This window comes from Paraburkholderia sp. C35, assembly GCF_003121405.1.
Lineage (GTDB): Bacteria > Pseudomonadota > Gammaproteobacteria > Burkholderiales > Burkholderiaceae > Paraburkholderia.
In genome coordinates, this window is record NZ_QBUY01000111.1 from 18,049 (window position 1) to 30,556 (window position 12,508).

The following is a 12,508-nucleotide window of genomic DNA, read 5'->3' on the forward strand; positions in this document are numbered from 1 at the left end:
CGGGCGGCGTGCTGCGGCGCGACCGTTGCAGTGCGACCTATTCGACAGCGCGATTGCGGATTGCCTGATAATAGGCGTTATCGACCATCCGTCAATCCATCATCATGAGCGAATCCGCTGTCACTTCAAACGTGCCTCGTCTCACGAGCCTTTCGCATGGCGGCGGCTGCGGCTGCAAGATTGCGCCGGGCGTGCTGTCCGACCTCCTCAAACGCAACATGCCGTTGCCGTCGTTTCCCGATCTGCTGGTCGGCACGGAAACTTCGGACGATGCCGCCGTGTATCGGCTCAACGATGAGCAGGCCATCATCGCGACCACCGATTTCTTCATGCCGATAGTCGACGATCCCTACGATTTCGGCCGCATCGCCGCGACCAATGCGCTCTCCGACGTCTACGCCATGGGCGGCAAGCCAATCCTTGCGCTCGCGCTGGTCGGCATGCCCATCAACGTGTTGCCGCACGACGTGATCGCTGCCGTGCTGCGCGGCGGAGAAGATGTGTGCACACAGGCGGGCATTCCCGTCGCGGGCGGCCATTCGATCGATTCCGTCGAGCCGATCTACGGTCTGGCCGCGCTCGGCGTGGTGCATCCAAAGCGCGTCAAGCGCAACGCGTCTGCGCAGGCGGGCGACGTGCTCGTGCTCGGCAAGCCGTTGGGCGTGGGCGTGCTGTCGGCGGCACTCAAGAAGAATCAACTCGATGAAGCCGGCTATGCCGCGATGATCGCGGCCACGACGAAGCTCAATCGTCCCGGCACAGAACTCGCCGCGCTCGACGGCGTGCACGCATTGACGGACGTGACAGGCTTTGGCCTGCTCGGCCATACGCTTGAACTCGCACGCGGCGCGCAACTGACTGCGCGCGTGCGTTACGCGGATTTGCCGTGGATTGCAGGCGTCGATGCGTTCGTCGCAGCGGGCGTATTCACGGGTGCATCGGGCCGCAACTGGGCTTCATATGGTGAAGCCGTGCGTCTCGCGCAAACGCTGCCCGACACGGCACGCACGTTGCTCACCGATCCGCAGACATCGGGTGGTTTGCTTGTGTCGTGCGCACCCAATAGCGTTGACGATGTGCTCGCGATCTTCCGCGCGGATGGATTCGATGATGCAAAGGTGATTGGCGAATTGCATGAAGGCGAGCCGCGCGTGGAAGTCGTCTGATTCTTTTACTCCAATTGCATCAAGACAAATCGAAGAGCCAATGAAAGAAGAATCACCGAAGGCCATTTTCTATGCATTGGGCGCGAACGTGGGCATTGCGGTCTGCAAGTATGCAGCGGCGGCATTCACAGGTTCCGGGTCCATGTTTGCCGAAGCGATTCACTCGACGGCCGATTGCGGCAACCAGATATTGCTGCTGTTCGGTCTCAAGCAGGCGCGCCGTCCGGCGAGTCCGTTGCATCCTCTCGGCGCGGGCCGTGCCATCTATTTCTATTCGCTGCTGGTTGCGTTGCTGCTGTTCTTTGTCGGTGGCGCGTTTTCTGTGTACGAGGGCGTGCATCGTCTGATGGCGCGGGAGCCGTTGTCGCATGCGTATATCGCGCTTGGCGTGCTCGGTGTATCGGTTGTGCTCGAAACGTTTTCGTTGATGGGCGCAATCCGCGAAATCCGCAAGACCAATCCCGACAAATCGATGTGGCGATGGTTTCGGGAAACGCGCGAATCGGAACTGCTCGTCGTCCCGGGCGATGACGTGGCCGCCTTGCTCGGCCTTGCGATTGCATTCGTCGCGGTCCTGTTGACGATGATCACGGGCAATCCGGAATTCGACGCGTGGGGTTCGATCGGCGTCGGCATTCTGCTGATGGTGATTGCTTATCTGGTGGCGCGTGAAGTGAAGTCGATGATGATTGGCGAATCGGCCAGCCCGGAAGTGCGGCGCGCCATCGAAGCCCATTTGCGCGCACGCGGGGAGATTCGCAGCATCATCAATCTGATTACGCTGCAATGGGGCCGGCATGTGGTCGTGGCCGTGCAGGCCGAGATGATCGACTACGAAAGCGGCCGCGCGATGGTGGACGCGATCAATATCGTCGAAGCGGATTTGCAGGAGAAGTTTCCGCAAGTGCGTTGGGTGTTTTTCGAACCGGATGTGCCGAGAGTGAGAACCGAGGCGTCGCGCGATTAGGCGTTAGTCGGTACGCGTTTCATTGGCCCGCGAATGATGCGATTGATGCATCGCTCGCGGGCCTTTTCACGTGATGCATACGCTTAATGATTTATGCAGATCGGCTATTCGAGCGCGTAAAAGGAATTAGCTAATGGAAAACAATTCGATGCCACCTATACTTAGCTCCGCCCAGTTACGCGAGGGCATGCATGCCATTTTCAATCTTTTAACGCGCTCAGAGAAAGGACTTGTCATGGTAACTCGCACAGTAGGCGCATTGACGGCATTTGCACTGGCCGCATGCACAGCAATATCACCGCTGGCGAATGCGCAGGACGATAACTTTTCGCAAAACAATGGCGGATCGCATGGCCGTCCTGTGAAGGTGATGATCATTTCGATGTTCGGGCCGGAAGGCCAGGTGTGGCTCGACAAGCTCGGGCCATGGCAGAGCATTCCCGTGGACGGCTTATCGCCGGATTATCCCGACATTCATTGCAACAGGCAGGATATCTGCGTGATGACGACAGGGATGGGCCATGCCAATGCCGCTGCATCGACGATGGCGCTCACGTTCTCTTCACGTTTCGATTTGCGCCACACCTATTTCATGGTGGCGGGCATAGCGGGCATCGATCCCATTCAAGGAACAGTGGGCTCCGCAGCGTGGGCGAATTATCTCGTCGGTTTCGGCATTCAATGGGAAATAGACGGACGTGAAATCCCGCCAGGCTGGACTACCGGCTATCTCGGCATCAATACGAAAAGCCCAACAGAAAAGCCGCCACTCGATTATCGAACGGAAGTTTTCCAGTTGAATACACGTCTTGCGAATACCGCTTTTGCGTTGTCGCATAACGTGGTGTTGTCGGACAACGCGCAAGCGCAGGCCGCACGTGCCAAATACAGCTACGCACCTGCTAACCGTCCACCGACCGTTATTCAATGCGACACACTCGCGGGCGATACGTGGTGGTCAGGTACGGATCTCGGCCAACGCGCGCGCGACTGGACGAAGATTCTCACTGACGGCAAAGGCACGTACTGCACGACGCAACAGGAAGACAACGCAACCTATGAAGCACTAAAGCGGGCCGCGAGTGTGCATCGTGTCGATCTGAACCGTGTGGCAGTACTCCGCGCGGGATCCGATTTCGATCGTCCTTATGACGGGCAGACGAGTGCCGACAATCTGCTCAATTACGCCGATCAGGGCGGCTTTACGATCGCGCTCCAGAACCTTTATCTGGCGGGCAATCCACTCGTGCAGGATATCGTGTCGCATTGGGGCGAATGGCGCAACGGCGTCCCGCAGCGCTGATAGTCTGGTATCGGATCGATACGCACCAATGCAAGGCGCCCAATCGCGTAAAAGCGATTGGGCGCCTTGTTTCACCACGGTATTGCCTCGTGCGCTCAGTGCGCGCGATACGGCGTCCAGACGGGCGTGTCTGCAGCCCAGTCATCCAGTTCCGAGGGGCTCATATCTGACTCCTTCGAGTTCGATTAGAAAAAGATTGATGCTTACTGGCCGCGAGCGACGCGCACGCTGCCATCGCCTTGCTGCACGTCGAGGCGTTCGGCTTGCGTGCGGCCAATCAGGCCTTGTTCCGGATACGACGTCTTGTTCAGCGAAGGCAGCGTGCCGTCGCGATAGGCGTCGGCAACTTCTGCGCGCACTTCAGCACGTGTTTTCGGTGCCGATGCGCCAGACGAGTGTTGCCACCATTGATCGTTATACGATCCTGCGTGGCCAATGCCACCGCCGCCGCCGGCAAATGCCGGTGCGCTGACGAGCAGCGAGAGAGCAAGACCTGCCAGCAGATTGCGCTTCATGATTCACTCCGGTCGATTTAATTCGTTTGCTTTGCCGTGTAGTCCGGCGTCGCGACAGGGTGAAATGTAGGCTTTGACGTGCGGGCGATAAACCCGACTTTCGTGAAATGAATTGTCGCAATTTCAGAACAATCGCGGCGCGATGCCGCGATCGTCCCTTAAATAAAGGCCTGGCAGCCTATGCGACCCATTCCGTCATGACAGGTGTTTTGAAGTCCGGCGCTTCTTCTTTCTGCTCGAACGTGCGTTGCGTGCAGGTCTTGTCGAGGCTTGCGCGGCCACTCAGCAACGGGCAGCGATCGAAAATCTCTGCGATCCAGTCGACGAATACGCGTACCTTCGACGACAGATGCCGGCTGTGCGGATACACCGCAGAAATAGGCATGGGCAGCGGTTTCAGATCGGGCAGTACTTCGACGAGCTGGCCCGAGCGCAGATGCGGCAGCACCATGAAGAGCGGCGGCTGGATCAGGCCGAAGCCTTCGAGGCCACACGTGACGTACGCGTCCGCATCGTTCACGGACACCACGCCCTTCATCTTCACCTCGACTTCCTTGCCTTCGACGAGGAACGACCAGTCCATGACCCGGCCGGTGCGGCTCGAAAAGTAATTGACGGCCTTGTGCTGCTCGAGATCGTCGAGTGTCTGAGGAATGCCTGCGCGTTCGATATACGCGGGCGATCCGCAGGTCACGCCTTCGAATAACCCTATTCGGCGTGCGACCAATGACGAATCCTGCAGCGCGCCGACCCGCACCACGCAATCGACGCCTTCCTGCAGCAGATCGACCGGGCGGTCGGACAAACCGAGTTGCAGATCGATATCCGGATACTTTGTGTGGAATTCGCACAGCTGGGGAATCACCAGCAGACGACCGATCGATCCCGGCATATCGACACGCAACTTTCCGTTCGGCTTCTTGTTGCCGCTCTGGAAACTGGCTTCCGTTTCTTCGACGTCCGCGAGAATGCGCACGCAACGCTCGTAATACGCCGCGCCGTCAGGCGTCAGCGAAAGACGGCGTGTCGTGCGATGCAAGAGGCGCGTGCCGAGAAACGCTTCGAGATTCTGGATGATCGTTGTAACGGAAGCGCGGGGTAGATCGAGCGTTTCCGCAGCCCGGGTGAAGCTGTTCGTATCGACGACCCGGGTGAACACTTGCATGGCCTGAAGCCGGTCCATTGCAAACCTCCGAAAGAGCCGGAGCACTGGTGAAGCATCCCCATTCGCCATTTAACGTTTGGCGAACGCGGCGAATAAAGGCATTCGATTGTTCAGGTGCACCGAATTGTGTTGCCGGATTATAGGCATTTATTTGGAAGTCTGCTGGTCCCACAATTCGCCCCATTCGATAGCTTCGCGCATTGCGCTGTTCGACATGGATGCATTCAACCCGCGCCACACCTTTGTTCCGCCCGGCACGAGCTTCGGCGACAACGCCTCACTGCTGGACGTCACCGACGTGCGGGTAGAAGGATACGCGCAGGACATCACGTTGCGCCTTTACCGGCGAGCCGCCGCCAAAAACGGCCTGCCGATCCTGCTCTATTTTCACGGCGGAGGTTTCGTACGCGGTTCGATCGACGAAGCCGACTACGCCGCACGTTATTTCGCGCAGCACACGCCGGCACTGGTCGTATCGGTCGGTTACTCGCTTGCGCCGCAATTTCCGTTTCCGGCTGCGCCCGAAGATGCGCACCGCGCCGCGCTGTGGGTGCAAACGCGCGCACGGGCGTTCGGCGGCAACACGAAAAAGATTGGCGTAGCGGGCCACGATGCAGGTGGCTCGCTCGCGAATTGCCTGGCGTTCATCGGCCGCGATCGCGGGGATGTGCGGATCGATGCGCAGGCATTGTTCGGACCGATGCTCGACCCGAGCCTCACGCGTCTTGGCGACGAGAAGCGTTTGAGTTCGGACATCACCGCAAGCGAATGCGCGGCGTGTTATCGCGCGTATTTGCCGCAGGCTTCGCAGCGCATGCATCCGTATGCCGCACCGCTCGAATCGGTGCGGCTCGCGGGCTTGCCCGCCACGCTGATTGCCACCGCGCAAAACGACGTGCTGCACGTCGAAGCGGAGAAGTACGCGAGCAATCTGATCGATGCGGGCGTGCAGACGCAGGTGGTCCGCTATCCGAGCGTATCGCACGCGGCGCTGGCCAATCATCCGGCGGCACTGCTCGAGGCGGTTCGATTCTTTCAGTGGCGCTTCGATGAGCGCGCACTCCGATAAACAAATCTCTCAACTAAATTCCGGAGTCTGACATGTCAGTTTTACCTCTCTCGCGTTCGAAGCTGGCGGTTGCAGCGCTAGCAGTACTTGTCATTGCGGGTCTCGGCACGTTTGGCGCGATTCGCGTCGATGCGCGCGCGCCTGCGCAATCCGCGCCGACCATCGTGCCGGAAGTCGATGTCGCCACTGTCGTGCAGAAAACCATCACGGACTGGCAAACCTATTCGGGCCGCCTGCAGGCAGTCGAAAAGGTCGATGTGCGTCCGCTCGTGTCGGGCACGATCGTGTCCGTGAACTTCCAGGACGGCGCGCTGGTGAAGAAGGGCGACGTGCTGTTCGTGATCGATCCGCGTCCGTATCAGGCGGAAGTCGATCGCACGGCAGCGCAACTTGCCGCTGCACAATCGCGTGCGGGTTACGCGCAAAGCGACTGGGAACGCGCGCAACGCCTGATCGGCGATAGCGCCATTGCCAAACGCGATTACGACGAGAAGCAGAACAACGCGCGTGAAGCGACTGCCAACGTGAAGGCCGCACAGGCCGCGCTCGAAGCGGCGCAGATCAATCTCGGCTACACGAAGATCGTTGCGCCCGTGGCGGGCCGCGTGTCGCGTGCGGAGATCACGCTCGGCAACGTCGTGAACGCGGGCGCAAGCGCCGCACCGCTGACCACGCTGGTGTCCGTCTCGCCGATCTACGCAGAGTTCGATGCCGACGAACAGACGTACCTGCAATACATCAGCCAGGAGAAGAACGACAGCAAGGTGCCCGTCGAACTGGGCCTCGCGAACGAAACGGGTTATTCGCGCAAGGGCACGATCCAGTCGGTCGATAACCGCCTCGATACCTCGTCGGGCACGATCCGCGTGCGCGCGCGTTTCGACAACACGGATGGCGCGCTGGTCCCCGGTCTGTATGCACGCGTCAAAGTGGGTGGTAGCGAGCCGCATTCGGCGCTGCTGATCGACGACGCAGCAATCGGCACGGACCAGGACAAGAAGTTCGTGTTCGTCGTCGACAAGGACGATCACGTCGCCTATCGCGAGATCCAGTTGGGTGATCTGCAAGGCAATCTGCGCGTGGTGAAGGGCGGTTTGCACGCGGGCGACCGCATCGTCGTGAACGGCACGCAACGCGTGCGCCCCGGTGCGCAGATTCGCGCGCACATGGTGCCGATGGGCGACGGCAACGCAAGCAGCGATGCGAACAACGCGCCCGCTGCCGACGATGCACAGGCAGAGAAGCAGGCACAGCTCGACGGTTCGAAGGCGAAGCACAGCGAACCGCAAACGCAGGCACAGGCGCAGCCGCGTACGAAGGCGCGCAAGGATTCGTGATCGCGCCATCCGAAGGCCGCAAGCACGCATTCTTCAGTGTATCTGCACAGGAAGTAAGCGCTTCAACTTCAAGAGCTTTACATGAACATATCCAAATTCTTTATCGATCGGCCGATCTTTGCGGGCGTGCTATCGGTCCTGATTCTGCTGGCAGGTTTTATTGCCTTATTCCAGCTGCCGATCTCCGAATATCCGGAAGTGGTGCCGCCGTCCGTGGTGGTGCACGCGCAGTATCCCGGCGCGAATCCGAAGGTGATCGCCGAGGCTGTGGCGTCGCCGCTCGAAGAGCAGATCAACGGTGTCGAGAACATGCTGTACATGCAGTCGCAGGCGAATAGCGACGGCAATCTCACGCTCACCGTCACGTTCAAGCTCGGCACCAATCCCGATCTCGCGACGCAGCTGGTGCAGAACCGCGTGAATCAGGCATTGCCGCGTTTGCCGGAAGACGTGCAGCGTCTCGGCGTGACGACGATCAAGAGCTCGCCCACGCTGACGATGGTCGTGCATTTGATCTCGCCGAACGACCGTTACGACATGACGTATCTGCGCAACTACGCGCTGCTCAACGTGAAGGATCGCCTCGAGCGGATCAAGGGCGTCGGCGAGGTGCAGTTGTGGGGCGCAGGTGACTACGCGATGCGCGTGTGGCTCGATCCCGCCAAGGTGGCGCAGCGCAATCTGACAGCGATGGAAGTCGTCAATGCGATTCGCGAGCAAAACATTCAGGTGGCGGCCGGTGTGATCGGCGCATCGCCATCTGTGCCGGGCACGCCGCTGCAATTGTCGGTGAATGCACGCGGCCGTCTGAAGACGGAAGCAGAGTTTGGCGACATCGTCGTGAAGACGGCACCCGATGGCGCCGTGACGTATCTGAAAGATATTGCGCGCGTCGAGTTGGCAGCGTCGGAATATGGCCTGCGTTCGCTGCTGGATAACAAGCCGGCGGTGGCAATGGCGATCAACCAGTCGCCGGGTGCGAACTCGCTGCAGATCTCCGACGAAGTGCGCGCGACGATGAAGGAACTCAGCGCGGATTTCCCGTCGGGCGTCGAATACAAGATCGTCTATGACCCGACGCAGTTCGTGCGTTCGAGTATCGAAGCGGTGGTGCATACGCTGCTCGAAGCGATTGCGCTGGTCGTGATCGTGGTGATCGTGTTCCTGCAGACGTGGCGCGCATCGATCATTCCGCTGATTGCCGTGCCTGTTTCGATTGTCGGTACGTTCTCGTTGCTGCTGGCGTTCGGTTTCTCGATCAACGCGCTGTCGCTGTTCGGGATGCTGCTCGCCATCGGTATCGTGGTCGATGATGCGTTCGAGGTGGTGGAAAACGTCGAACGGAACATCGAAAGCGGATTGAGTGCGCGAGACGCGACGTACAAGGCCATGCAGGAAGTGAGCGGGCCGATTATCGCTATCGCGCTGACGCTGGTCGCCGTGTTCGTGCCGCTCGCGTTCATGACGGGTCTGACGGGCCAGTTCTACAAGCAGTTCGCCATGACCATTGCGATCTCGCCGGTGATCTCGGCGTTCAACTCGCTGACGCTGTCGCCCGCACTGTCGGCGATGCTGCTGCGCGGTCACGACGCGAAGGAAGACTGGCTGACGCGCGTGATGAACCGTCTGCTCGGCGGCTTCTTCCGGCGCTTCAACAAGGTGTTTCATCGCGGCGCGGAAAGCTATGGCCGTGGCGTGAACGGCGTGCTCAAGCGCAAGGGCGCAATGCTGGTCGTGTATGCCGTGTTGCTGGGTCTGACGGTGCTCGTGTCGCGTATCGTGCCGGGCGGCTTCGTGCCCGCGCAGGACAAGGAGTATCTGATCGCGTTCGCGCAGTTGCCGAATGGCGCGTCGCTCGACCGGACCGAGAAGGTGATCCGCGATATGGGCGCGATTGCGCTGAAGCAGCCGGGCGTGGAAAGCGCGGTGGCGTTCCCGGGTCTGTCGGTGAATGGCTTCACGAACAGTTCGAGTGCGGGCATCGTGTTCGTCACGCTCAAGCCGTTCCATGACCGCAAGGGCAAGGCGCTGTCGGCGGGTGCGATTGCGGGCGCGCTGAACCAGAAGTATGGCGCGATCAAGGATTCGTTCGTCGCCGTGTTCCCGCCGCCGCCCGTGCTCGGTCTCGGCACGCTGGGTGGCTTCAAGATGCAGCTGGAAGATCACGGCGCCGTGGGTTACGCAGAGTTGAACAAGGCAGCGGAAGCGTTCATCAAGAAGGCTTCGACGACGCCCGAACTCGGCCCCTCGTTCTCGAGCTATCAGATCAACGTGCCGCAGCTGAACGTCGATCTGGATCGCGTGAAGGCGAAGCAGTTGGGCGTGCCCGTGACGGACGTATTCAGCACGATGCAGGTGTATCTCGGCTCGCTGTACGTGAACGACTTCAACCGCTTTGGCCGCGTGTACCAGGTGCGTGTGCAGGCAGATGCGCCGTATCGTCAGCAGGCCGACGACATCCTGCAACTGAAGACGCGCAACGCGAATGGCGACATGGTGCCGCTGTCGTCGCTGGTGACGGTGACGCCCACGTATGGTCCGGAAATGGTGGTGCGCTACAACGGCTACACGGCTGCCGACATCAACGGTGGACCGGCGCCGGGCTACTCGTCGGGTGAGGCGCAGGCGGCAGCCGAGCGCATCGCGGCGGAAGTGTTGCCGAAGGGCGTGAAGCTCGAGTGGACCGACCTGACGTATCAGCAGATTCTCGCGGGCAATGCAGGGCTGTGGGTGTTCCCGATCAGCGTGCTGCTGGTGTTCCTCGTGCTTGCTGCGCTGTACGAGAGCCTGACGTTGCCGCTGGCGGTGATCCTGATCGTGCCGATGAGCGTGCTGTCCGCGCTGACGGGTGTATGGCTCACGCAGGGCGACAACAACATCTTCACGCAGATCGGTTTGATGGTGCTGGTGGGGCTGGCGTCGAAGAACGCGATTCTGATCGTCGAGTTTGCGCGTGAACTGGAGCACGACGGACGCACGCCGCTGCAGGCTGCAATCGAAGCGAGCCGTATGCGTCTGCGCCCGATTCTGATGACGTCGATCGCATTCATCATGGGCGTGGTGCCGCTGGTGCTGTCGAGCGGCGCGGGTTCGGAGATGCGTCACGCGATGGGTATCGCAGTGTTCTTCGGGATGCTGGGCGTGACGCTGTTCGGTCTCATGTTGACGCCGGTGTTCTACGTGGTGCTGCGCACGCTGGCGGGCGGCAAGATTCACGTCGCGCAGAAAGACTCGCCGCATCTCGTCGCACACACGACGGACGCCTGATGGAGAAAATGACAATGAAAAATTTTCAGGAAATGAGTGGGCTGGGCCGCGCGGCGGCGAGCACGCTGCTGATGTTGCTGCTCGCGGCGTGCTCGGTCGAGCCGACGTACAAGCGCCCTGATGCCGCGACGCCTGCGGCATTCAAGGAAGCGCCGGCAACGGCATCGACGACGGACGCAGCGGCCACGCCGCTGCCCGCGAGCGAGGCCGGCACATGGAAAACGGCTGAGCCTGCCGAAGAGGCGCAGCGCGGCGAATGGTGGACGGTGTTCGGCGATTCGACGTTAAACGACCTCGAAAAGCAGGCCGCCGATGCAAACCAGAACCTGAAGGCCGCTGCTGCGCGCGTGCAGGAATCGCGTGCATTGACGCAGCAGGCGCGCGCCGACTGGTTCCCGTCGTTCGATGCGGGCTTCGGTCCGACCCGCGAGCGTCTGTCGCCGGCGTCGCAATTCCTGCCGAACGACGCGAAGGTGCCGACGCAAACGCTGTGGCGCGCGCAAGCGACGGCTTCGTATGAAGTCGATCTGTTTGGCCGTGTGAGTTCGAACGTGAACGCTGCGCGTGCCGACCAGGCGCAGAGCGAGGCCTTGTTCCGCTCGGTGCAGCTGGCGTTGCAGGCGGACGTCGCGCAGAACTATTTCCAGTTGCGCGAGTTCGACACGCAGTTGACCTTGTACCGTCAGACGGTGACATTGCGTGAGGATGCGTTGAAGCTGGTGGAACGCCGCTTCAAGGAAGGCGACATCAACGAACTCGATGTGTCGCGTGCGCGCAATGAACTGGCGACGGCGCGTGCCGATGCGGTTGGTGTCGCGCGTCAGCGTGCTGCATCGGAGCATGGTCTCGCGATTCTGCTCGGCAAGGCGCCCGCCGACTTCGGGTTCCCCGAGACGCCGTTGGCGCCTGTGACGGTGCAGGTGCCTGCGGGATTGCCGTCGGCGCTGCTGGAGCGTCGTCCGGACATTGCTGCCGCAGAGCGTGCGATGGCGGGTGCGAATGCGCGCGTGGGTCTTGCCAAGTCCGCGTTCTTCCCGAAGCTCGACATTACTGGCTCGTTTGGCTATGAGTCGACCACGCTCGGCGATCTGTTCCAGTGGTCGAGCAGAGCGTTCCTGCTGGGTCCGTTCGCGGGGACGGCGCGGACGGTGCCGATTTTCGATGGCGGACGACGCAAGGCGAATCTGGCCAATGCGCGTGCGATGTATGACGAAGATGTCGCGCAGTATCGGCAGCAGGTGCTGGTTGCGTTCCGCGAGGTTGAAGATAATCTTTCGGATCTGCGTTTGCTGAAGGACCAGACGCGTGAGCAGAACGATGCCGTTAATGCATCGAAGCGTGCTGAGCATCTGTCGCAGACGCAGTGGCAGGAAGGGCAGGTGGCGTATCTCGATGTGATCGATGCGCAGAGGCAGACGTTGCAGTCGCAACTACAGTTGAGTCATCTGGCGGGGACGGAGGCTGTTGCTACTGTGAATCTGATTCGTGCGCTTGGTGGTGGGTGGGGGGAGGTGAAGGCTGACGTCGGTAGTGTTGATGCGGCTGCGGCGCAGGTGGCGATGCTGTAAGGTTTTTTTGTCTGCGACGGCTGGTTTTGCTTTTGCTTTTGCTGGCATCCGCGATTTGCTTCTGGCTTGCTAGTGTTGCCCCTGTGCGGGGCGGCACCTACTTTTCTTTGCCGCGGCAAAGAAAAGTAGGCAAAAGAAAGCCGCTAACACC

At 60.6% G+C, this 12,508-nt stretch carries 9 protein-coding genes; 7 read left to right on the forward strand and 2 right to left on the reverse strand.

From position 1 onward, the window contains the following. Nucleotides 1–104 precede the first annotated feature (104 nt). The 3 genes from selD (at nucleotide 105) to DK391_RS37140 (ending at nucleotide 3,436) form a co-directional block, all read left to right on the forward strand. Entirely contained in the window at nucleotides 105–1,166 is a 1,062-nt protein-coding gene (gene selD, locus DK391_RS37130; protein ID WP_109482989.1) for a selenide, water dikinase SelD, read from the forward strand. A gap of 40 nt (nucleotides 1,167–1,206) precedes the next feature. After that, complete coding sequence (locus tag DK391_RS37135) at nucleotides 1,207–2,133, forward strand: cation diffusion facilitator family transporter (protein WP_109482990.1); 927 nt, start codon at nucleotides 1,207–1,209, stop codon at nucleotides 2,131–2,133. 235 nt (nucleotides 2,134–2,368) lie between these two features. After that, nucleotides 2,369–3,436, forward strand: coding sequence for a purine nucleoside permease (locus tag DK391_RS37140; RefSeq protein WP_109482991.1), 1,068 nt, complete (start codon nucleotides 2,369–2,371; stop codon nucleotides 3,434–3,436). A gap of 203 nt (nucleotides 3,437–3,639) precedes the next feature. Here the strand turns inward: DK391_RS37140 and DK391_RS37145 are convergent, their stop codons facing one another. Beyond that, the gene (locus tag DK391_RS37145) at nucleotides 3,640–3,951 is read right to left on the reverse strand and encodes a DUF4148 domain-containing protein (RefSeq protein WP_109482992.1); all 312 of its coding nucleotides are present in this window, start codon (nucleotides 3,949–3,951) and stop codon (nucleotides 3,640–3,642) included. A gap of 178 nt (nucleotides 3,952–4,129) precedes the next feature. Next, entirely contained in the window at nucleotides 4,130–5,134 is a 1,005-nt protein-coding gene (locus DK391_RS37150; RefSeq protein WP_109482993.1) for a LysR family transcriptional regulator, read from the reverse strand. Nucleotides 5,135–5,330: 196 nt separating this feature from the next. On the opposite strand from DK391_RS37150, the gene DK391_RS37155 reads away from it, so the two are divergent. From DK391_RS37155 to DK391_RS37170, 4 genes are all read left to right on the forward strand, one after another. Continuing rightward, the gene (locus DK391_RS37155) at nucleotides 5,331–6,185 is read left to right on the forward strand and encodes an alpha/beta hydrolase (RefSeq protein WP_109482994.1); all 855 of its coding nucleotides are present in this window, start codon (nucleotides 5,331–5,333) and stop codon (nucleotides 6,183–6,185) included. A 32-nt stretch (nucleotides 6,186–6,217) separates the two neighbouring features. Then, complete coding sequence (locus DK391_RS37160) at nucleotides 6,218–7,522, forward strand: efflux RND transporter periplasmic adaptor subunit (RefSeq protein ID WP_109482995.1); 1,305 nt, start codon at nucleotides 6,218–6,220, stop codon at nucleotides 7,520–7,522. Between the two features lie 81 nt (nucleotides 7,523–7,603). Next, the gene (locus DK391_RS37165) at nucleotides 7,604–10,789 is read left to right on the forward strand and encodes an efflux RND transporter permease subunit (RefSeq protein WP_109482996.1); all 3,186 of its coding nucleotides are present in this window, start codon (nucleotides 7,604–7,606) and stop codon (nucleotides 10,787–10,789) included. Between the two features lie 14 nt (nucleotides 10,790–10,803). Next, nucleotides 10,804–12,357 (forward strand): efflux transporter outer membrane subunit, encoded by a 1,554-nt coding sequence (locus DK391_RS37170; RefSeq protein WP_109482997.1) that lies wholly within the window; start codon nucleotides 10,804–10,806, stop codon nucleotides 12,355–12,357. The last annotated feature ends 151 nt before the right edge of the window (nucleotides 12,358–12,508 follow it).

What these genes read in the sequence shown, in the direction of transcription:
- selD (WP_109482989.1), top strand. Translation starts at nt 105, where the DNA reads ATGAGCGAATCCGCTGTCACTTCAAACGTGCCTCGTCTCACGAGCCTT.
- DK391_RS37135 (WP_109482990.1), top strand. Translation starts at nt 1,207, where the DNA reads ATGAAAGAAGAATCACCGAAGGCCATTTTCTATGCATTGGGCGCGAAC.
- DK391_RS37140 (WP_109482991.1), top strand. Translation starts at nt 2,369, where the DNA reads ATGGTAACTCGCACAGTAGGCGCATTGACGGCATTTGCACTGGCCGCA.
- DK391_RS37145 (WP_109482992.1), bottom strand. Translation starts at nt 3,951, where the DNA reads ATGAAGCGCAATCTGCTGGCAGGTCTTGCTCTCTCGCTGCTCGTCAGC.
- DK391_RS37150 (WP_109482993.1), bottom strand. Translation starts at nt 5,134, where the DNA reads ATGGACCGGCTTCAGGCCATGCAAGTGTTCACCCGGGTCGTCGATACG.
- DK391_RS37155 (WP_109482994.1), top strand. Translation starts at nt 5,331, where the DNA reads ATGGATGCATTCAACCCGCGCCACACCTTTGTTCCGCCCGGCACGAGC.
- DK391_RS37160 (WP_109482995.1), top strand. Translation starts at nt 6,218, where the DNA reads ATGTCAGTTTTACCTCTCTCGCGTTCGAAGCTGGCGGTTGCAGCGCTA.
- DK391_RS37165 (WP_109482996.1), top strand. Translation starts at nt 7,604, where the DNA reads ATGAACATATCCAAATTCTTTATCGATCGGCCGATCTTTGCGGGCGTG.
- DK391_RS37170 (WP_109482997.1), top strand. Translation starts at nt 10,804, where the DNA reads ATGAAAAATTTTCAGGAAATGAGTGGGCTGGGCCGCGCGGCGGCGAGC.